Source organism: Pseudomonas sp. NPDC088444 (assembly GCF_044900175.1).
In the GTDB taxonomy this organism is placed as follows: domain Bacteria; phylum Pseudomonadota; class Gammaproteobacteria; order Pseudomonadales; family Pseudomonadaceae; genus Aquipseudomonas.
Genome location: NZ_JBJDNK010000005.1, coordinates 188,218 through 208,619, shown reverse-complemented (window position 1 = coordinate 208,619; position 20,402 = coordinate 188,218). Strand labels below are relative to the sequence as shown.

Here is a 20,402-nt window from a genome sequence, read left to right as displayed (position 1 = left end):
GTGAGTGGATCAACGGCTGGCGAGGTGAGTCGGCTCAGGCGTCGCGGGCTTGGCCTGGGCGAGATAACGGTTCCACTCGCGGTTGATCTCGGCGTAAGGCATGAAGATGCTGACCCGCGGCTGGTTGGCCAGGTCCGGACGCTTGATAGCGGCCAGATCGCTCTGGGTCAGAAACGCCACGGTGATCCCCACCACCTTGCCGTCTTCGGCGAACACCGGCCCGCCTGACATGCCCTTGGCCGTCGGGCCATCATGGGTGCCGTACATCACGTTGCCTTCTTTGGTGTCCAGACGCACCATCGCCGACATCGCGTGACCACTGCCCTTGACCGACATGTACAGCGAGTTGTAACCCACCGCCGTTACCGCTTCCCCAGGCCGATACGTGCGCCACAATGGCACGCCATTGGCCTTGTGACGGAAGAACTGAACGTCGCCCTGGCCCTGAAAAACTGCGCCGGGAACGTAAGGAATGTGCTTGACGGTGACAGCGTAATCTTCGTTCCACTGCACGGCCGTGCCCATCAGCATATAGGGCAAGGGTCCACCCGAATGGATGAGGATGGCTTGATCGTAAACGGGGTCCTGGGTAAACGCGGTTGGCATTCCATTGCACCCGCTGAGCAGCGCACAGGCTGCAACGAGAGACAATATGGGTCGCATTTTTGCACACGGAGGGGCAGTGAATGACGGAGGAAATATGTCATTGTGATATCACCTTTTCAATAGACTCACACTACCGTCGGTCTAGTGGCGATGGAGTGAGGTTATTGGATCCAAGGCTAGGTTTAATGGCCTCTTCGTCATTCAGCGGACACGTTTCAAGGCGATCGCAATGGCGGTTTCGCCGATGAAGTCGTGAGCGGTCCGGTGGGGATAACCGGCAGCGCGAAACGAAAAGGGGCGACCCTCTCGGATCGCCCCTTTTCGTTACCGCCCAGCAGAGCGGATTTGTTTGGTAGGCACGATTGGACTCGAACCAACGACCCCCACCATGTCAAGGTGGTGCTCTAACCAACTGAGCTACGTGCCTGCTGTGGGGCGGCATTCTACGGATATTCAACAGCGTGTCAATCGGCTATTTTTCATAACCCACTGAAAATTCTGATCTTTTACAATCTCACCCACCCAACCGATAAATATTTAAGACACCCACTCTCTACGATTCCGCTGGTGGCCGCGTTTTATCTCGGGTAGCATCGGCGCACTCGTCAAGAATATTAAACAAGGGCCTTCAGGATGACGAACACCGCATACCCGCAGTCTTATTACGCCGCATCAGCCAATCCCGCTCCTGCTCGCCCTGCCTTGCAAGGTGAGGTCGAAACGGATGTGTGCATTATTGGCGCCGGTTACACCGGACTGTCGAGCGCGTTGTTCCTGCTGGAGAACGGCTTCAAGGTCACGGTGCTGGAAGCGGCAAAAGTCGGTTTCGGTGCATCGGGTCGTAACGGCGGACAGATCGTTAATAGCTATAGCCGCGACATTGATGTCATCGAGCGCACCGTCGGCCCGAAACACGCGCAGTTGATGGGGCAAATGGCCTTTGAAGGCGGGCGCATTATCCGCGAACGCGTGGCCAAATATCAGATTCAATGCGACCTGAAAGATGGCGGCGTGTTTGCCGCGCTGACCAGCAAGCAGATGGGCCACCTGGAGTCGCAGAAGAAGCTTTGGGAGCGTTACGGTCATACGCAATCGGAACTTCTGGATCAACGGCGTATTCGTGAAGTGGTGGCGTGCGATCAATACATCGGTGGTGTGCTCGACATGAGCGGCGGCCATATTCACCCACTCAACCTTGCACTGGGCGAAGCCGCTGCGGTGGAATCGCTGGGCGGTACGATCTACGAGCAATCAGCGGCGATCAAGATCGATCGCGGCGCCAACCCGGTGGTGCATACCGCGCAAGGCAAGGTGCGGGCGAAATTCATCATCGTCGCGGGTAACGCGTATCTGGGCAATCTGGTGCCGGAACTGGCCGCCAAGTCGATGCCCTGCGGAACTCAAGTGATTACTACTGAGCCGCTGAGCGACGAACTGGCTCGCACGCTGCTGCCACAGTATTATTGCGTCGAGGATTGCAATTACCTGCTGGACTATTACCGCCTTTCGGGTGACAAGCGTCTGATCTTCGGCGGTGGCGTGGTCTACGGCGCGCGCGATCCGGCGAACATCGAGTCGATCATCCGTCCGAAAATGCTCAAGGCGTTTCCGCAGTTGAAAGACGTGAAAATCGACTACGCCTGGACCGGCAATTTCCTGCTGACCCTGTCGCGCCTGCCGCAAGTGGGCCGTTTGGGCGACAACATCTATTACTCGCAGGGTTGCAGCGGCCATGGCGTGACCTACACCCATCTGGCGGGCAAAGTGTTGGCCGAAGCCTTGCGCGGCCAGGCTGAACGTTTCGATGCGTTTGCCGGGTTGCCGCACTACCCGTTCCCCGGCGGCCAATTGCTGCGCACGCCGCTGACAGCATTGGGTGCGTGGTATTACAGCCTGCGGGACAAGTTGGGGTTTTGATTCTGCTGGTCAGCTACATTCAGCACACCCGCTGACTCCCGCAAATTCGGCATCGAAAACGAGATATGGATTCGGTGCTACCTCTGTGGGAGCCGGCTTGCTGGCGAAAGCGGTTTACCTGTGACATATGATTCGACTGACACTCCGCATTCGCCAGCAAGCCGGCTCCCACAAGGATTGAACCCGACGTGCAGCGTCGCACGAGCCGCCTCACCGTCCGTTATTGATCGCCTTCACCGCCTCGCCCGCTGCTTGCTCCTGACCGGCCTGGGCCAGATCACTCGCGGCCTTGAGCCAGCGCTCGCGATCCACAGGAGCAGGTAGTTGACGTGGACTCTGAACCAGCACCGCCCAATTACCCGCGCTGTTCCAGTCCGAGGTGAACTCATCGAAGCTGACCGTCAACCGACCCAACCCGCTGTAGATCAACACGGTACGCTTGTTCTGGTTGAAGCCGACCAACACGCCATAACGCTGCTCTTTCCACCATAGCGACCCGTCGTTGAAACGCACCAGCACGGGGTATCCGGCGGAGACCTGGGCCAGCAGGTCGGTGAATTGATGATCGACCGGGTAGACCACAAAGCCATATTCGCGGGCCAGATTCGGCATGCTCTGGTCGAGTTTGTCTTCGGCGCCCGGCAGTTTCAGCGGCTTTTCCAGTAACCCCGGCGTGATTTGTACGCCGTGGACGGTCAGCATGCTGGCCAGCGCGTTCGGCGCGCTCTGAAAGTCCTTACCGCGAAAAAAAGGCACTGCGTTGATTTCGACCCGGTCCGGCAGGCTCTTGTACTGCGCCGGGTAACCGGGCTTGTAGGCGTGAGGATCCGCACACCCCGCCAACATGAGCGCCATCGCCAGCGCGTACCACTTCCGTTTGGTTCCAGAGAGGCCCAATCGAGACATTCTTCACTCACTTGTCTGGTGCCGGGCAACCCGCGACCCGGTCTGGACGCCGATCATAGAGCGGTCCTCACCTGCGGTATAGCCTCAATGCGCAGTTCGGTGCGCGCAATAGAACAAAACAGTCATGCTTTTATACCAACGGTCAATTTTCAGAAACATCCGACAGACTAGACTGTCGGTTACAAAGAGTACGAAGCGCGAAGAGCCGGAGGAACGTATGAGCCTCGGAATGACCATTGTGATGTTGATCGCTGCCTGGCTGGCCGTTGCCGGCGCCATGTTGTGGGGGGTGATGCGAATTTCCCGTCGTCACCATCCGCACTATCGGACCACCGAAACAGCGAAACCTGTCCGGCCCCACGGCCGTAAACAGCGTCATGCTGCTGCGCACTGACGCTTCTCACTGAGACAAAAAACGGTCGGTGATGGTGATCCCATTCCCGACCGTTTTCATGTGAAGCGTTGCGTCAGCCTTTTTGTGCACTCTCCTCGGCCGCCAAACGCTTCTGCTTCGAACGTCGGGCCATCATGTTCAACACCTCGATCAAGGCCGAGAACGCCATCGCGGTGTAGACGTAACCTTTCGGTACGTGAGCGCCGAAGCCTTCGGCGATCAGGGTCATGCCGATCATGATCAGAAAGCCCAGCGCCAGCATGACCACCGTCGGGTTGTCATTGATGAATTTGGCCAAAGGCTCGGAAGCCACCAGCATCACGATCACCGCCGAGATCACCGCGATCACCATGATCGGCAAGTGTTCGGTCATGCCCACGGCGGTCACGATACTGTCGATCGAGAACACCAGGTCGAGCATCAGAATCTGACCGATTGCCGCCGCCATGCCCAGCGCGACAGTGCTGGAAACGGCCTTCTCTTCTTCACTCTTGGTGTCCATGCTGTGATGGATTTCCGTGGTGGCTTTCCACACCAGAAACAAGCCGCCGGCAATCAGGATCATGTCCTTCCAAGAGAACATCTGGCCGAAGATTTCAATGACCGGCTCGGTCAACTGAACGATCCAGGCCACCGTGGTCAACAGGCCCAGACGCAGGATCAACGCCATGCTGATACCGATGCGACGCGCCTTGGTGCGCTGATGCACGGGCAGTTTATTGGTCAGGATCGAGATAAAGATCAGGTTATCGATACCCAGGACGATTTCCATGACGACCAGCGTCGCAAGAGCAATCCATGCCGTAGGGCTTACCGCCAGTTCTAAAAGGTATTCCATGGGTCAGTGATCCAGCGTCGTATTGGGGAGACAAGGCGGCATTCTAGAGACGGAAACACTTCAGTAAAATTCGTATTTTTCAGGCGTATACTTCGTTTTTACCGAAGTGTTTAAGCACGAGACCATCATGCTCAACTACCGACAACTGCACTATTTCTGGGTCGTGGCAAAGACCGGCAGCATCGTGCGCGCCTGTGAGCAACTGAACCTGACGCCACAAACTATCAGTGGTCAGCTTAGCCTTTTGGAGCAAACCTATGGCGTGGAGCTGTTCAAACGGGTCGGACGCCAACTGGAACTGACCGAAATGGGGCGCATTGCCTTGCCCTACGCCGAGCAGATGTTTCAACTGGGTGGCGAACTGGAAGCCCTGTTGCGTGCGCAGCCGGACGAACAACAGGTTCTGTTTCGCGTCGGTGTGGCGGACGTGGTACCCAAGTCGATTGTCTACCGACTGATCGCGCCGACCATGGAACTGAGCGAACCGATCCGCATTACCTGCCGTGAAGACCCACTGGAGCGTTTATTGGCGGATCTGGCGATCCAGCGGCTGGACCTGGTGATTTCCGACAGTCCCATGCCCTCCCATCTGGACATCAAGGGCTACAGCCAGAAACTGGGCGAATGCGGGATCAGCTTTTTTGCCACCGCCGCGCTGGCGCAAACCTACGGGCAGGATTTTCCCCATGGCATGCAAGGCGCACCGCTGTTGATCCCGGGCCAGCAGACCGTGGTGCGCGCCCGCCTGATGCGCTGGTTCGCCGAACAGAACGTACAGCCGAAGATTGTTGGCGAGTTCGATGACAGTGCCTTGATGAAAGCCTTCGGCAAGTCCGGCAGCGGCATTTTCATTGCGCCGAGCGTGATTGCCGACGAAGTGATGGCGCAATACGACGTCGAGCTGATCGGCCAGACCGATGCAGTGACCGAGTCGTTCTACGCCATCTCCGTGGAGCGCAAGGTCAAGCACCCCGGTATCGTCGCCATCGCCGAGGGCGCACGACGCCAGTTGTTCACGGATTAGGCATTACAGGCTGGCTGACGGGGTCTGGCGGCCATCAACAGCAACGCCAGCAGGATCGACAGCAAGATGATGCCTGCGGCGGCAAAGCCCAGGTTGCCCAGCCCCAAATGATCGATCACCCGCCCACCGATGATTGCGCCGATACCGATGCCCAGGTTGGCGCCAGCGATGTTCAGCGAAGCGGCAAACGCCGGAGCCTGAGGCGCGGCTTTCATCAAACGCACATGACTGACCAGAAACAAGGCGGCCTGCGTCACGCCCCACACCGTCAACGCCAACGCCAGCGCGGGCAGCGAATGCATGCTCGGCACCACCATCACCATGCCTCCGATCATGAAGGTGCAGAACGTCAGACTCGCGATCAGCGGATGCCGGTCCACCAGACGACCGCCCAGCGAGTTGCCCAACAAACCGACGGCGCCGAAACCCATCAGGCACCATCCCACTACCGTACCGTTGAAACCGGCCAGACGCTCGAGCATGTCCGCCAGATAGGTGTAGGCCGTGAACATGCCACTAAACACAAGCACCGACAGCAGCACATGGCCTTGCATCAACCGGCTGCGCAGGATGCCGAACTGGCTGCTGAACGAGGCCTGATGCTTGTGCACGCTCTGCGGCAGATAAATGAACAGCAGCAACGCCTTGGCGAAGGCCACCACCGACAGAATGGCAAACGCGCTGCGCCAGCCGAACGCGTCGGAAATCAGCGTACCCACCGGAATGCCGAACACCGTGGCACAGACGATGCCAAAGCCGATTTTGGCGATGGCGCGCCCGGCGTGGTCAGGGCCGACGATGTCCACTGCCGTTTCGCTGGCCAGCGCCCAGAACACCGGTAAGCCCAGCGCCGGGATCAGCCGGGCAATGGCCATCACACCGATGTTCGGCGCCAGCGCTGCGACGGCGTTGGCCACGCCGAACATGATCAACACCGAAATGAACAGGCGCTTGCGCTCGAAGCGGGAAAAATACGCCGTCAGAAACGGGCCGAAGCAGGCCACGGTGAAGGCGAACAACGTCACCAACAGGCCCGCCTGAGGGATGGTCACCGCCAGATCACGGGCAATGGCAGGCAACAGGCCGACGATGACGAACTCTGTGGTCAGGACCGTGAAACCGGCGGCTGACAACAGGTAGATGGGGAAAAACATGAAATCTCCAGAGAACGACGAAACGACCGGTCCTTGCGGAGCGGCCAATCGGGGTGCATTGAGCGAGGGACGGATGGTAACAGACAAAGGGCGTTCGACTGCCCTTGAAAGCGAAACCGCCGTCCGAGCCATTCGGACGGCGCTGTGAATCAGGCGTTCATTCTTATCCGACGATCAGCCCGTCGCGATCGGAACGTGCCGATCAGAAACTGCCGATGTAGTCGCGCTTGCCGACTTCTACGCCGTTATGGCGCAGCAGGTCATAAGCGGTAGTGACGTGGAAGAAGAATTGCGGCAGGGAATAATGCAGCAGATAGGCTTGGGTGTTCAGGCGCTTCTCTTTATCCGTGCCCGGACGCAGCACGATCTCACGGTCTTCGTGGCCGTTGACCTGCTCAGGCTTGATGGTGTCAAGGAAGGCCAGAACCTTGCTCAACAGCGCTTGCAGCTCGGCAAAGGTGGTTTCGGTGTCTTCGTATTTCGGCGGCTCGATACCCGACAGACGCGCCCCCGCGCCCTTGGCGAAGTCGACAGCGATCTGTACCTGACGCACCAGCGGGAACATGTCCGGGTACAGGCGCGCCTGCAGCAATGCATCAGGCTGGATGTTTTTGGCGGTGGCGTGGGCTTCGCCCTTGGCCAGCACGGCGCTCAGCGCGGTAAGCATTTGTTTGAAGACAGGAATCGAAGCGGCGTACAGAGAAATGGTCATGGCAGTTCCTGATTGAGTGAGTCGCATTGATAGGCATGATGAGCATGCGAACGCGGCTTGTCTTTTACCTCATCCAGCCCCTACCCTCATAGCCTTTTCAACACGTAGGGATAGGTCATGTCCACCGAGCTGGATTCTGATAACAATGGCGAGAACAACGCCGACAACGAAGACACCCTGCAACTGAACAGCACTGAAGTCCGTATTCTGGGCTGCCTGATCGAGAAACAGGCCACCAACCCCGAGACCTATCCCTTGACTCTCAATGCGCTGGTACTGGCCTGCAACCAGAAAACCAGCCGCGAGCCGGTGATGAACCTCACACCTGGCCAGGTCGGTCAGAGCCTGCGGGCACTGGAAAGTCTGGAACTGGCGCGGCTGGTCATGGGCAGCCGTGCCGATCGCTGGGAACAACGGGTCGACAAGGCACTGGAGCTGGTCCCGGCGCAGTTGATTCTCACCGGACTGTTGCTGTTGCGCGGTCCGCAGACAGTCAACGAACTGCTGACCCGCAGCAGCCGCATGCACGATTTCGACGACGCTGATGCCGTGGTTCACCAGCTTGAACGGCTGATCGGGCGCGGCTTGGCGGTGCTGATTCCGAAACAGGCCGGCCAGCGTGAAGACCGTTACACTCACGCCATGGGCGATCCGGCCGACCTCGAAGCGATTCTGGCAGCGCGACAGAACCCGGTCGAGCGCTCCAGTGGTGGCAGTTCGGCGTTGGCTGAGCGGGTTGAGGAGCTGGAGGCCAGAATTGCGGCGCTGGAAGAGCGGTTGGCGAGATTGGAGGGGTGATGCCCCATCCCTGTAGCAGTCCGGCTTGCCAGACTGCTACAGGCCCAGTGTGAATCTCTTAACCTCGGGCAAACGCTGCCGCTGCCTGGTATTGCTCTTGGGTCGGCGTCACCCCGGTGTACAGAATGAACTGCTCAAGGGCCTGAATAGCGGCCACTTGGTCGCCTGTGATCACACGCTTGCCGTGTTTCTCGGCATGCACGATGAACGGTGTGCGCGCAGGCGTTGCGACGACGTCGAACGCGGTGTCGGCCGCTTCGATCGCCGATGCTTCGAACGCCAGCGTATCGGCCTGATCGCCCGCCATGCCCAACGGCGTCACGTTCACCAACAACGGCGGCTTCTCTGCGCCCAAGTCAGACTGCCACTTAAACCCACAGGTTTTCGCCAGCGCCCTGCCTGCCGCTTCATTACGGGCAATGATCAAGCCATCGGTAAACCCGGCATCACGCAGGGCGCAGGCCACGGCCTTGGCCATGCCGCCACTGCCACGCAAAGCAAACCGCGTGCGAGGCACAGCATGGGTTTGCATCAATTGAGCCACGGCGATGTAGTCAGTGTTGTAGGCCTTCAGATGGCCGTCGGTGTTGACGATGGTGTTGATCGACTCGATGGCCGCTGCTGAGGGGTCCATTTCATCAATCAAAGGAATGCAGGCCTCCTTGAACGGCATCGAAACGCCACAGCCACGAATGCCCAACGAGCGCATCCCGGCGATCGCCGCTGCAAGATCACTCGGCGAAAAAGCTTTGTAATAGAAGTTCAGCCCCAATTGCTGATACAGATGATTATGAAAACGCACACCAAAGTTGCCAGGGCGTCCTGCCAGGGACATACAAAGCAGGGTTTCTTTGCTGGGTGTCACGAACATGAAATCTCCCGAACGGTATTAGGTAACGCCCCGAGAAAGGCGTAGAATTCAGGTGCTTGCGGCTGTAAGCGCAGCCGTCTTCATCAAAGTTATCGAATACCTTACACAAAATTTACGCAACGGCTTCGCAGATTTCCGAAATTCGTTGTCTGATCAGTTATCCCGTGGCAGTGCCTGAGCGTAACGCAGGCCCGCGACAACGGGACTGAACACCGAGGAACAGTCATGATTCGTCACATCCCCAAGGTTGCCTTGTTGTTAGGTGCCCTCGCCCTCGCAGGCCAGGCTGAAGCCCATGGCGGCGGTCCAGGCTGGGGTGGAGCGGCAGTAATTGGTGCAGTCGTCGGCGGCGTAGTGGGTGCGGCCGTGGCTTCCGGCCCGACTTATGTGGCACCGGCTCCGGTGTATGCGGCGCCCGCCCCGGTATACTACGCACCGCCACCACCACCGCCCGTGTACGTCCAACCGGCTTATGTGGTTGAGCGTCCAGTCGTGTACGGCCCCCGCTACTATGGCCCGCCACGCTACTACGGCCCACCACCAGGCTACTACCATGGTGGCGGTCGCTGGTAACAGCAGGCCTTGCGTGAGTTCACTGAATAAAAAACCCCGCTCAACAGGCGGGGTTTTCGTTTGGGACTTAAACTCGTCGCCTTGACGGATTTCTTGAGGCCGAGCCTGCTCAGAATATGAAGCCCTGAACACTTCCTGCCTTTTTTCCGTGCAAAATCCCAACCTCTGCACCATCAATGACGACTATCGAGAGCAGTGATTTCTGCCCGTTGTCATCGCGCCGTAAAGTAGCGCCATAGATTGATGGAGGCACTTATGACCAAGGTTCAAATCATGTCGGTAGTCGGCAGCGCAGTTCCCGCACAGCTTCGTGAGCGCGGCCTGCTGGCATGCTGGTATCTGATGCAAGACGGCGAACCGGTCAGCGGTCCTCTGTCGTCGCTGCCAGCGGCCCAAGCCCTGTCGCAGCAGCTGGAATCCCGCAAATTCAACAGCTGAGACCCTATTCGCTCTTCCCTGTAATCGTGCGTTGCTCCGCACTTCCCTTTGCCCGCATCCCCTGACGCGGGCTTTTTTTTGCCTGCCGTCAGCCCTTGCTAGATCCGTTCGGCCTGAGTGGCGTTGACCTGGCAACGATGGGCCAGTTTCTGCAGACGCTTTTCCAAAGCGCCCAGCACCACGCGATCAGAACGGCCGCTTTCCAGCTCTTCAATCAAGTCGTTGGCCACCAGACGCAGCTCATGCGCGATCACCACACGATCATCGTTCTGGTCCAGTTTGTGGGATTCGAACAATCGGTGCAGATAGTCTTCCAGCGTGCGCTGCAAACGGTGCCGGTCGGCGGCGCGCAGGTGCACCAGATTGACCGTGATCTTGGCCAGCAATTCGTTGAGCTCACCGCACAGGTATTGCATGCGTCGCGCATAACCGGTTTCACGATCGCGCACCTGCTTTTGCTGAAACGCCAGGTCCTGACGTTTTTGAACGGCGGGTACGGCAATCGCCATCATCAGGCCGACGATCAGGCCAATCGCCTGAATCCAGCCGGCCCAGTCCGAGGGCCGAACGAACAAGCCCGCCACGAGCAAGAGCACCGCAACGACTGCCGCGACGAACACCACCGAAGCGTAGTCCTTGCTGATAAACCCTTTGGGCATTGCGCAACTCCTAGGTCAATTCAAATGAAGGGTATCGATGGCGTGGAATGCTAATCGGTGGCGGGTCGGAGTGCCATGAATATCGACACCACCCGTTTAAATACAGGCTTTTTGCATCTTTAACCTGAACGAATGCCATACAAGCTGCTTTTATTACGGAAACGTCCTACAAACCCCATCGACACGCCTAGAAACATGCTCCTAAAATGCGCCGATCTTGTTGTCGTTCTTGAAGAAAGCCCGACATTCCCTGCGCTATTCAATCCATAAGTGAGCTTTGCTCTTGAACATTCGCACATCCCTCATCAGCCTGTTTTTTGCCTTCGCAGGCGCGGCACTTTCCACCGGTGCCCTTGCGAACGAAGCTGCCGCTTTCAATCGTGACCCGGCCAATCTTCATCTGGCCTCCGGCAGCGCCATGATCACTGACCTGCAAACCGGCCAGGTCCTCTACTCCAGCAACCCGGACGTCGTCGTGCCCATCGCCTCGGTGACCAAGTTGATGACCGCCATGGTCACTCTCGACGCCAAGCTGCCGATGGACGAGATGATCAAGGTCGACATCTCCCAGACCGCCGAAATGAAAGGCGTGTTTTCCCGAGTCAAGCTGGGCAGCGAGCTGAATCGTCACGACATGCTGCTGATCACCCTGATGTCCTCGGAAAACCGCGCGGCCGCCAGCCTGGCCCACAGTTATCCGGGCGGCTATCCGGCGTTCATCAAGGCCATGAACGCCAAAGCCAAGGCGCTGGGCATGAGCCATACCGTGTACATGGAGCCTACGGGCCTTTCGGTGTACAACGTTTCGACCGCCCGCGACCTGACCAAACTGGCGCTGGCGGCACGCAACTACCCGATGCTGCGCGAACTGAGCACCACCCCGGAAAAGACCGTGACCTTCCGCAAACCCACCTACACCCTAGGGTTCAGCAACACTGATCATCTGGTGCGTAAATCCAATTGGGACATCAAGCTGACCAAAACCGGCTTCACCAACCAGGCCGGCCATTGCCTGGTGCTGCTGACCAGCATGGCCAACCGTCAGGTGTCGGTGGTGATTCTGGATGCTTTCGGCAAGTACACCCACTTCGCCGACGCCAGCCGCATGCGCCTGTGGATGGAGACCGGCAAAAGCGGCCCTGCGCCGGAAGTCGCGTTGCAATACAAGAAGGAAAAAAATCTGGTGATGAAACAGAAAGGCCTGCAAGCCTCGGAATGACCCTCGCCTGACTGTCCCCCGGCTGGCCATCCATTCAGATGGCCAGCCCTCCGCTCCCTGACAACAGTTTCATCCTTGTCACACAGCAGAACCCCGACGACCCGCTAAGCTTGCAGTGTTGACGCTCGCTTCAGACACGCTCGGGGGAGTTGAACCATGGTCGTCAAGTGGATACTGGCTGCGCTGCATTTACTGGCTTTCGGCTTTGCGTTGGCGGCGATTTTGGCTCGGGGGCGAGCGTTGCGGCGGTTGCGCACGGACGACCCGCGCTCGTTCCGCGATGTGTTCGTGGTCGACAATATCTGGGGCGTTTCAGCAGGGATTCTGCTGATTACCGGCGCCTTTCGCGCGTTTGGCGGGTTTGAAAAAGGCTCGTTCTACTACCTGCATCAGCCACTCTTTCACCTCAAGATGACCGCGTTCGTGGCGATTCTCGCCCTGGAAGTGGTGCCGATGTTCGCCCTGATCAAATGGCGCATCGCGTTCAAGAAGCAACAGACCTTCGACACCTCCCTCTCCCGCCGCTTTGCGCGGATCAGCCACATGGAGGCGGCGTTGATGGTGATTATCGTCGTCGCCGCCACGGGTATGGCGCGGGGGATATTGATTAGCTGAACGAAGCCATGAACCCAACGCAGTGAGTGTGGGAGCCGGCTTGCTGGCGAAGGCGGCGTGTCAGAAACATACAGGGTGGCTGACACACCGTTTTCGCCAGCAAGCCGGCTCCCACAACATCGAGAGCGTTTGCCTCACATCACCCAGAACACCATCAACGTCACGTTCGCTGCCGAGATCAAGCCAAACAGCCCCCAGGCCAGCACCTTGGTCACGGTGTTGTTGGCGAACGGCCCCATCAACTGTTTGTCACTGGTAAAGCGAATCAACGGCCACAGGGCGAACGGCAGTTGCAGGCTGAGCACCACCTGGCTGAGCACCAGCATCTTGCCCACCGCCCCGTCGCCGAACCAGATCACCCCGACCAACGCCGGGATCAATGCCAATGCTCGGGTAATCAGGCGGCGCTGCCAGCAGGGGATCTTGGCATTGAGAAACCCCTCCAGCACCACCTGACCGGCGATGGTCCCGGTGAACGTCGAACTCTGCCCCGCCGCCAATAGCGCGATGCCGAACAGCACACTGGCCAAGGCCCCGCCCACCAGCGGATCGAGCAAGTGATAAGCGTCCTGGATTTCCACCACATCCGCGTGGCCCGTGCCATGAAAAGCAGCCGCCGCAAGAATCAGAATCGCCGCGTTGATCACCAGCGCCATACTCAGGGAGGCGATGGTGTCGATCCGCGCGTAGCGAATCGCGCTGGCCTTGCTTTCTAGGGAAGTGCCATTGACCCGCGTCTGCACCACCGAGGAATGCAGATACAGGTTATGGGGCATGACCGTCGCGCCGAGAATACCGATGGCGATGTACAGCGGCTCCTGCTGGCTGAGCACGTCCCACGACGGTTTGAGGCCCGCCGCCACGTCCGGCCAGAACGGTTTGATCAGCACCAGCTCAATGAAGAAACAGGTGGCAATGGTGGCGATCAACCCCAGCACGATGGCTTCCAGACGCCGAAAATTGGCGCCTTGCAAGGCGAGCACGATCACCGTATCGAAGGCGGTCAGGGCCACCCCGGTGGTGATCGAGACACCGAGCAATAAATGAAAAGCCAGTGCCGCCCCCAGCACTTCAGCAAGATCGGTGGCCAGAATCGACAATTCGGCAAGGATCCACTGCCCCATGCCCACCCGATGGCTGTAGCGCTCGGCGGACAGTTGCGCCAGATCGCGCCCGGTAGCGATGCCCAGCCGTGAACACAGGTTTTGCAGGACCATGCCCGACAGGCTCGCCAGCACCACCACGAACAGCAACGCATAACCAAAGCGCGACCCGGCCTCGATGGCGGTGGCCCAGTTGCCGGGGTCCATGTAGCCGATGGAAATCAACAAGCCGGGGCCTACGAACAACATCAGCTTGCGCAGGAACGAGGCATTGGCCGGAATCGCGACACTGTCGGTCACGGCAGAGGGGCAGAACGGCGCGGTGGCCGTGGTCGGGAGTCTGTATTTCACGGGAATCCGGCGGGTGATTGCGAACAGCCATGAAGCTTAATCGCATGGAAATATTTTGTCTTGAATCTCTGCAAAAGCTCTACCATGCGTCGTTCCTCGCCAACGGAAAACAATAATGTCCTCGCTTTCCCCTACGACTGACGCCCCGCTCGACGGCGTCGACCCGCTCCGCGCCGCGCACATTTCCGCGCGTATTGACCGCCTGCCCGCTGTTGCCACGATCTGGAAGCTGGTGGCGCTGTTGTCGATTGGCGGCTTTTTCGAGCTCTACGACCTGTTTCAGACCGCCTACATCAGCCCCGGGCTGATTCGCGATGGTCTGTTCGCCACGGGTGCGCAGGGCGTGTTCGGGTTCTCCGATCAGGCCGCATTCGCCTCTGCGACCTTTCTCGGTCTGTTTCTCGGCGCCAGCCTGCTCAGTCCGATTGCCGATCGCTTTGGCCGCCGCGCGATTTTCACCTTCGCGCTGGTCTGGTACACCATCGCCACTGTCCTGATGGGCCTGCAAACCTCGGCGCTGGGCATCATCTGCATGCGCTTTCTGGTGGGGATCGGCCTGGGCATCGAACTGGTGACCATCGACGCCTACCTCTCGGAACTGGTGCCCAAGCGCATGCGCAGCTCGGCGTTCGCCTTCGCGTTCTTCGTGCAATTTCTCTCGGTGCCGTCGGTGGCGCTGATGTCCTGGTGGCTGGTGCCACAGGACCCATTCGGCGTTGCTGGTTGGCGTTGGGTGGTGATTGCCAGCGCGGTGTTCGCACTGTTCATCTGGTGGCTGCGCTCTCGCCTGCCTGAATCACCACGCTGGCTGGCACAGCACGGACGTTTCGCCGAGGCCGAGAAGATCATGGACGACCTGGAGGCGCGCTGTGTAAAGGACTATGGCAAACCGCTCGACGCGCCGCAAACCCATGATGTGGCCGTCGAAGGCAAAGGCCGCTTTGCCGACATCTGGCAGCCTCCCTATCGCCGCCGGGCGCTGATGCTGATTGTGTTCCATGTGTTCCAGGCCATCGGCTTTTTCGGCTTCGGCAACTGGCTGCCTGCGTTGCTGTCGGGCCAAGGGGTCAGCGTCACTCACAGCCTGGCCTACGCGTTCATCATCACCCTCGCCTATCCGCTGGGGCCGCTGTTGTTCGTGAAATTCGCCAACCGCTTCGAAAACAAATGGCAGATCGTCGGCTCGGCCCTTGGCGCGATGATCTTCGGCACCCTGTTCGCCCAGCAGAGCACCGCTGCGGGCCTGATTGTCTGCGGAGTGATGATCACATTCTGCAACGCCTGGCTCAGCTTCAGTTATCACTCCTACCAGAGCGAGTTGTTCCCCACCAATATCCGCGCCCGAGCGGTGGGTTTCTGCTATTCGTTCAGTCGTTTGTCGACGGTGTTCAGCAGCCTGCTGATCGGCCTGTTCCTCGACCACTTCGGAACCCCGGGGGTATTGACGTTCATCGTCATCAGCATGTTGATCGTGATGATCACCATCGGCGGGTTCGGGCCGAAAACGCGAAATCTTGCGCTGGAAGACATCGCCCACCGCTGACGCCCTCACCTCGCCAAAGGCAAAACGATGTGACCGACGGACACATCGTTTTGCGCCACCGAAGCAGCCTGTGCTCCCGCGTGTTCTCGGCGCGCTCGCCTGAATTGTTACCAATCCCACAACAGTGTTTATCCTTTCTGTCGCAGGACAATTTGCCGCAGCGACGGGATTTTTTGGTATCGTTGCGCAATTAACTAACTGGTTAATTACGTATTCGACAGTGCCGCACTCTCTGGCTTGCGGGACCGTCGTTTGGCAAACCGTTCTTTCCCACCCACGCCACGCGTTCGCACAACGTTCGGCGTCAGCAGGATCACGCAACATGACAACGTCTCGACCTACGGCATCCGTCAGCCGCTGGCCCATTTGGGTCGTCGCGCTCGGCGTGCTGGTTTTCGGCCTGTTTTTCGCAGCGGGCGGCGGCTACCTCGTCACCCTCGGCGGCAGCTGGTACTTTCTGCTCGCAGGCCTGGGGCTGATCGCCTCGTCCGCCCTGCTCTTCAAACGACGCCTGATCGGCGCCTGGCTGTTCACCGCCGTCATGGTGCTGACCCTGATCTGGGCCATCGTCGACGCCGGTCTGGTGTTCTGGCCGTTGGTGTCCCGCCTGTTCGCCCTCGGCGTATTGAGCCTGCTGGTGGCGCTGGTCTACCCGACACTGCGCAAGGCCAATGGCCTGGCAGCCGGTCGCGGTGGCTACGCCCTGAGCGCCGTGCTCGCAGTGGCCATGGCCGCTGGCTTCTGGGGCATGTTCCAGCCCCACGCGTCGGTCTCGCCAACCGGTAACGGCCCGGAGCTGACTAAGGTCGATCCGGCCAAGGCGCAAAAAGACTGGGCGCACTACGGTAATGACGAAGGCGGCAGTCGCTTTGCGGCGCTGGATCAGATCAATCGCAGCAACGTGTCGAAGCTGGTGCCGGTATGGACCTATCACACCGGTGACGTCGCGATCAGTGACGGCAACGGCGCCGAAGACCAGATGACCCCGCTGCAAATCGGCGACAAAGTGTTCATCTGCACCCCGCACAACAACGTCATCGCACTGGACGCCGACACCGGCAAACAGCTGTGGAAGCACGAGACCAACGCCAAGTCTGCCGTCTGGCAGCGCTGCCGTGGTCTGGCGTACTTCGACGCCACCGCCGCCGTCGCCCAGCCGACGGATGGCAGCACCCCGGCGGCTCCGGTCAGTGTGCCTGCGGGCGCCAACTGCCAGCGTCGCCTGCTGACCAACACCATCGACGCGCGCCTGATTGCCGTCGACGCCGACACCGGCGAGCTGTGTCAAGGCTTCGGCAAAAACGGTGAAGTCGACCTGAAAGCCGGTTTGGGTAACGTGCCGGATTCTTACTATCAACTGTCGTCGGCACCGCTGATGGCGGGGACCACCGTTGTGGTCGGCGGCCGTGTGGCGGATAACGTGCAAACCGACATGCCTGGCGGCGTGATTCGTGGTTTCGACGTGGTGACCGGTGAAATGCGCTGGGCCTTCGACCCAGGCAACCCCGAAGACAAGAAAGCCCCGGCCGATGGCAGCACCTACGTGCGCAGCACGCCGAACAGCTGGGCGCCGATGTCCTACGATCCGGCGATGAACACCGTATTCCTGCCGATGGGCAGTTCGTCCACCGACATCTACGGCGTTGAACGCACCAAACTCGATCACACCTATGGCGCCTCGCTGCTGGCGCTGAACGCGACCACTGGCGTACAGAAGTGGGTCTATCAGACCGTGCACAACGACCTGTGGGACTTCGACCTGCCGATGCAGCCAAGCCTGATCGATTTCACCAAGAAGGACGGCAGCAGCGTTCCAGCCGTGGTGATCGGCACCAAGGCAGGCCAGATCTACGTGCTGGACCGCCACACGGGCCAACCGCTGACCGAGGTCAAGGAAGTGCCGGTCAAGGCTTCGAACATCCCGAACGAGCCGTACTCGCCGACCCAACCCAAATCGGTGGGCATGCCGGAAATCGGCGCGCAGACCCTGACCGAATCGGACATGTGGGGCGCCACGCCGTTCGACCAGTTGCTGTGCCGGATTTCGTTCAAGAAAATGCGCTATGACGGCCTGTACACCGCGCCTGGCACAGACGTTTCGCTGAGTTTCCCCGGTTCGCTGGGTGGCATGAACTGGGGCAGCCTGTCGACCGACCCGGTACACGGCTTCATCTTCGTCAACGACATGCGTCTGGGCCTGTGGAGCCAGATGGTGCCGCAGCAGAAAGATGCCAAGGCATCGAGCGGTGGCGAAGCGCTGAACACCGGTATGGGCGCGGTGCCGCTCAAAGGCACGCCGTATGCGGTCAACAAAAACCGCTTCCTGTCGGTCGCCGGTATTCCGTGCCAGGCCCCGCCGTTCGGCACCCTGACCGCCATCAACATGAAAACCCAGAAGATCGCCTGGCAAGTGCCGGTCGGCACCGTGCAGGACACCGGCCCTCTGGGCATCAAGATGCACATGCAGTTGCCGATCGGCATGCCAACTCTGGGTGGCACGCTTTCCACCCAGGGCGGCCTGATTTTCATCGCCGGTACTCAGGACTACTACCTGCGCGCCTTCAACAGCGCCAACGGTGAAGAAGCCTGGAAAGCCCGTCTGCCGGTCGGCAGCCAGGGCGGCCCGATGACCTTCGTCTCGCCGAAGACTGGCAAACAGTACATCGTCATCACCGCAGGCGGCGCTCGCCAGTCTGCAGACCGTGGCGACTACGTGATCGCTTACGCGCTGCCTGACAGCAAGTAAAACGGCCACACCCAAAAAGCCGCTGCCACCTCATGGGGTGACAGCGGCTTTTTTTTTGCCTGCCGGGATCCCGGCGAGTGTGTCGCGTCTCAGGGTTCCACTCTGCCCCGGGCAAGCGTATGTTGGCGCCCACAAATCCAATGTGCTCCTTGAACGAGGCCTGACTGACATGACCCAGGGTTCCGTGCTGAAAATCGCCGTGCTCGATGACTGGCAATCCGTTGCCCAAAACGTGGTGGACTGGACCGCCCTCGACCCGATTGGCAGCGTCAGCTTTCTTCATGACTACCCGGCCAACACCGCGACCCTGGTCGCGCGTTTGAAAGACTTCAACGTGATCTGCGTGATGCGCGAACGCACGATCTTCGACGACGCCTTGCTCAGCCAGTTGCCCAACCTCAAGCTGCTGGTCACTGGCGGCATGCGCAATGCAGCGCTGGACCTCAAGGCGGCGTCGCGTCTGGGCATCACGGTCGTCGGCACCGACAGCTATAAATATGCAGCCCCCGAACTGACCTGGGCGCTGATCATGGGCGTCACCCGCAACATCGTCGATGAAGCCAACTCCCTGCGCGCGGGCAACTGGCAGATCGGCATCGGCAGCGACTTGTACGGCAAGACCCTGGGCATTGTCGGCCTGGGCAGCATTGGCCAGAAGATCGCACGCTACGCGCTGGCGTTCGACATGAAGGTCATCGCCTGGAGCGAAAACCTCACGGCTGAACGCGCCGCCGAGCATGGCGCCACCTACGTCAGCAAACAGGAACTGTTCGAGCAATCGGACATCATCTCGGTCAACCTGGTGCTCAGCGACCGCAGCCGAGGGTTGGTGGACGCTGACTCGTTGAACCGCATGAAGCCCACCGCGTACCTGGTCAACACCGCGCGCGGGCCGATTGTCGATGAAGACGCGTTGGTCGAGGTGCTCAAACAGAAGAAAATCGCCGGTGCCGCACTGGACGTCTACAGCGTCGAACCTCTGCCCGCCGAGCATCCGTTCCGTACGCTGCCCAACCTGCTGGCCACGCCGCACGTGGGCTACGTCACTGAAAACAACTACCGCATGTTCTTCAGTCAGATGATCGAGGACATCCAGGCCTGGTACGCGGGCACGCCGATTCGGGTGTTCGCCTGATGACCGCGCCTCTCACTCGGCAGCCCTCTGACCCGCGTTCAGTTCTGCTGGTCATCGACATGCAGTACGACTTCATGCCTGGCGGCGCGCTGGCGGTGGCAGAAGGGGATGCGTTGGTGCCGTTGATCAACCGGCTGGGCGCGCAGTTTCGCAATGTGGTCATTACGCAGGACTGGCACCCGGCCGGGCACATTTCGTTCGCCTCAAGCCATGCCGGGCGAGCACCGTTCGACAGCATCACGCTGCCCTACGGCCCGCAAACCCTCTGGCCGGACCACTGCATTCAGGGCAGTCATGGCGCTGAACTGCATGCCGATCTCGACCTTCCCCATGCGCAGTTGGTGTTGCGCAAAGGCTGCAACGCCGGGATCGACAGCTACTCGGCGTTCGTCGAAGCCGACCGCACGACCCACACCGGGTTGGCGGGCTACCTCAAAGAGCGTGGCATCGACAGTGTGTTTGTGGTCGGTCTGGCACTGGACTTCTGCGTGGCCTGGTCCGCGCTGGATGCGCGGGCGGCGGGGTTCAACACCTGGATCATCGCTGACGCCTGCAAAGCCATCGACCTGGGTGGATCGCTGGAGAAGGCGTGGCAGGATCTGGCGGCAGCCGGTGTCGTGCGCATCGATAGCGCCGATCTGACAGCCTGACCGCCGAGCCCTTGTAGGAGTGAGCTTGTTCGCGATAACGGTACATCAGCGCCGCAGGTGTTGACTGACACACCGCCATCGCGAGCAAGCTCACTCCTAAAGGGAATCGTGGTTAGACCTACCCATCGAACGACCGCCATCGCCGCGTGT

The 20,402-nt window shown here is 59.7% G+C and carries 20 protein-coding genes and 1 tRNA gene; 12 read left to right on the top strand and 9 right to left on the bottom strand.

Translation table 11 applies throughout. The features are described 5' to 3' along the window. Positions 1 to 9: 9 nt before the first annotated feature. Together ACI2KB_RS12115 and ACI2KB_RS12110 are read right to left on the bottom strand one after the other, a co-directional pair. The gene (locus ACI2KB_RS12115) at positions 10 to 606 is read right to left on the bottom strand and encodes a serine protease (protein ID WP_404634749.1); all 597 of its coding nucleotides are present in this window, start codon (positions 604 to 606) and stop codon (positions 10 to 12) included. Positions 607 to 956: 350 nt separating this feature from the next. Beyond that, positions 957 to 1,033 (bottom strand) — tRNA-Val (locus tag ACI2KB_RS12110). A gap of 206 nt (positions 1,034 to 1,239) precedes the next feature. Between ACI2KB_RS12110 and ACI2KB_RS12105 the strand changes: the two genes are divergently transcribed. Beyond that, positions 1,240 to 2,523, top strand: a complete 1,284-nt coding sequence (locus ACI2KB_RS12105; protein ID WP_404634747.1) for an NAD(P)/FAD-dependent oxidoreductase — start codon at positions 1,240 to 1,242, stop codon at positions 2,521 to 2,523. A 210-nt stretch (positions 2,524 to 2,733) separates the two neighbouring features. Here ACI2KB_RS12105 and ACI2KB_RS12100 read toward each other — a convergent pair whose 3' ends face one another. Continuing rightward, positions 2,734 to 3,429, bottom strand: a complete 696-nt coding sequence (locus ACI2KB_RS12100; protein WP_404634745.1) for a peptidase C39 family protein — start codon at positions 3,427 to 3,429, stop codon at positions 2,734 to 2,736. Between the two features lie 217 nt (positions 3,430 to 3,646). On the opposite strand from ACI2KB_RS12100, the gene ACI2KB_RS12095 reads away from it, so the two are divergent. Continuing rightward, positions 3,647 to 3,823 carry a hypothetical protein gene (locus tag ACI2KB_RS12095; protein WP_404634743.1) on the top strand — a complete coding sequence of 59 codons (177 nt, stop codon included), beginning with the start codon at positions 3,647 to 3,649 and terminating at the stop codon, positions 3,821 to 3,823. A 73-nt stretch (positions 3,824 to 3,896) separates the two neighbouring features. Here ACI2KB_RS12095 and ACI2KB_RS12090 read toward each other — a convergent pair whose 3' ends face one another. Beyond that, a complete protein-coding gene (locus tag ACI2KB_RS12090) occupies positions 3,897 to 4,661 on the bottom strand; it encodes a TerC family protein (protein ID WP_404634741.1) in 765 nt (254 codons plus the stop codon). Positions 4,662 to 4,788: 127 nt separating this feature from the next. On the opposite strand from ACI2KB_RS12090, the gene nhaR reads away from it, so the two are divergent. Continuing rightward, positions 4,789 to 5,685, top strand: a complete 897-nt coding sequence (gene nhaR / locus ACI2KB_RS12085; RefSeq protein WP_404634739.1) for a transcriptional activator NhaR — start codon at positions 4,789 to 4,791, stop codon at positions 5,683 to 5,685. Here the strand turns inward: nhaR and ACI2KB_RS12080 are convergent. Continuing rightward, positions 5,682 to 6,839, bottom strand: coding sequence for an MFS transporter (locus ACI2KB_RS12080; RefSeq protein WP_404634737.1), 1,158 nt, complete (start codon positions 6,837 to 6,839; stop codon positions 5,682 to 5,684). The two genes, nhaR and ACI2KB_RS12080, sit on opposite strands and share 4 nt — an antisense overlap. 202 nt (positions 6,840 to 7,041) lie before the next feature. Further along, positions 7,042 to 7,551 (bottom strand): DUF1993 family protein, encoded by a 510-nt coding sequence (locus tag ACI2KB_RS12075; protein WP_404634735.1) that lies wholly within the window; start codon positions 7,549 to 7,551, stop codon positions 7,042 to 7,044. Between the two features lie 117 nt (positions 7,552 to 7,668). On the opposite strand from ACI2KB_RS12075, the gene ACI2KB_RS12070 reads away from it, so the two are divergent. After that, positions 7,669 to 8,349, top strand: coding sequence for a YceH family protein (locus tag ACI2KB_RS12070; protein ID WP_404634733.1), 681 nt, complete (start codon positions 7,669 to 7,671; stop codon positions 8,347 to 8,349). A 58-nt stretch (positions 8,350 to 8,407) separates the two neighbouring features. On the opposite strand, the gene ACI2KB_RS12065 is transcribed toward ACI2KB_RS12070, so the two are convergent. Continuing rightward, complete coding sequence (locus tag ACI2KB_RS12065; protein ID WP_404634731.1) at positions 8,408 to 9,220, bottom strand: shikimate 5-dehydrogenase; 813 nt, start codon at positions 9,218 to 9,220, stop codon at positions 8,408 to 8,410. Between the two features lie 225 nt (positions 9,221 to 9,445). Between ACI2KB_RS12065 and ACI2KB_RS12060 the strand changes: the two genes are divergently transcribed. Together ACI2KB_RS12060 and ACI2KB_RS12055 are read left to right on the top strand one after the other, a co-directional pair. Beyond that, positions 9,446 to 9,793: a hypothetical protein gene (locus ACI2KB_RS12060; protein ID WP_404634729.1), complete on the top strand. Its 348-nt coding sequence runs from the start codon at positions 9,446 to 9,448 to the stop codon at positions 9,791 to 9,793. Positions 9,794 to 10,048: 255 nt separating this feature from the next. Next, positions 10,049 to 10,231: a hypothetical protein gene (locus ACI2KB_RS12055; RefSeq protein ID WP_404634727.1), complete on the top strand. Its 183-nt coding sequence runs from the start codon at positions 10,049 to 10,051 to the stop codon at positions 10,229 to 10,231. Positions 10,232 to 10,329: 98 nt separating this feature from the next. Here ACI2KB_RS12055 and ACI2KB_RS12050 read toward each other — a convergent pair whose 3' ends face one another. Further along, a complete protein-coding gene (locus ACI2KB_RS12050; RefSeq protein ID WP_404634725.1) occupies positions 10,330 to 10,890 on the bottom strand; it encodes a hypothetical protein in 561 nt (186 codons plus the stop codon). 277 nt (positions 10,891 to 11,167) lie between these two features. Here ACI2KB_RS12050 and pbpG point away from each other — a divergent pair, with 277 nt between their 5' ends. Beyond that, entirely contained in the window at positions 11,168 to 12,109 is a 942-nt protein-coding gene (gene pbpG / locus ACI2KB_RS12045; RefSeq protein ID WP_404634723.1) for a D-alanyl-D-alanine endopeptidase, read from the top strand. 156 nt (positions 12,110 to 12,265) lie between these two features. Beyond that, positions 12,266 to 12,724: a DUF2214 family protein gene (locus ACI2KB_RS12040; RefSeq protein ID WP_404634721.1), complete on the top strand. Its 459-nt coding sequence runs from the start codon at positions 12,266 to 12,268 to the stop codon at positions 12,722 to 12,724. 134 nt (positions 12,725 to 12,858) lie between these two features. Here the strand turns inward: ACI2KB_RS12040 and ACI2KB_RS12035 are convergent, their stop codons facing one another. Further along, the gene (locus ACI2KB_RS12035) at positions 12,859 to 14,178 is read right to left on the bottom strand and encodes an Nramp family divalent metal transporter (protein WP_404634719.1); all 1,320 of its coding nucleotides are present in this window, start codon (positions 14,176 to 14,178) and stop codon (positions 12,859 to 12,861) included. A 115-nt stretch (positions 14,179 to 14,293) separates the two neighbouring features. Here ACI2KB_RS12035 and ACI2KB_RS12030 point away from each other — a divergent pair, with 115 nt between their 5' ends. The 4 genes from ACI2KB_RS12030 (at position 14,294) to pncA (ending at position 20,252) form a co-directional block, all read left to right on the top strand. Further along, positions 14,294 to 15,721 carry an MFS transporter gene (locus ACI2KB_RS12030; protein WP_404634717.1) on the top strand — a complete coding sequence of 476 codons (1,428 nt, stop codon included), beginning with the start codon at positions 14,294 to 14,296 and terminating at the stop codon, positions 15,719 to 15,721. A 322-nt stretch (positions 15,722 to 16,043) separates the two neighbouring features. Beyond that, positions 16,044 to 18,467 (top strand): glucose/quinate/shikimate family membrane-bound PQQ-dependent dehydrogenase, encoded by a 2,424-nt coding sequence (locus ACI2KB_RS12025; protein ID WP_404634715.1) that lies wholly within the window; start codon positions 16,044 to 16,046, stop codon positions 18,465 to 18,467. 169 nt (positions 18,468 to 18,636) lie between these two features. After that, positions 18,637 to 19,602 (top strand): D-2-hydroxyacid dehydrogenase family protein, encoded by a 966-nt coding sequence (locus ACI2KB_RS12020; RefSeq protein ID WP_404634713.1) that lies wholly within the window; start codon positions 18,637 to 18,639, stop codon positions 19,600 to 19,602. Further along, positions 19,602 to 20,252, top strand: coding sequence for a bifunctional nicotinamidase/pyrazinamidase (gene pncA, locus ACI2KB_RS12015; RefSeq protein ID WP_404634711.1), 651 nt, complete (start codon positions 19,602 to 19,604; stop codon positions 20,250 to 20,252). The genes ACI2KB_RS12020 and pncA overlap by 1 nt, the downstream gene beginning before the upstream one ends. Positions 20,253 to 20,402 lie beyond the last annotated feature (150 nt).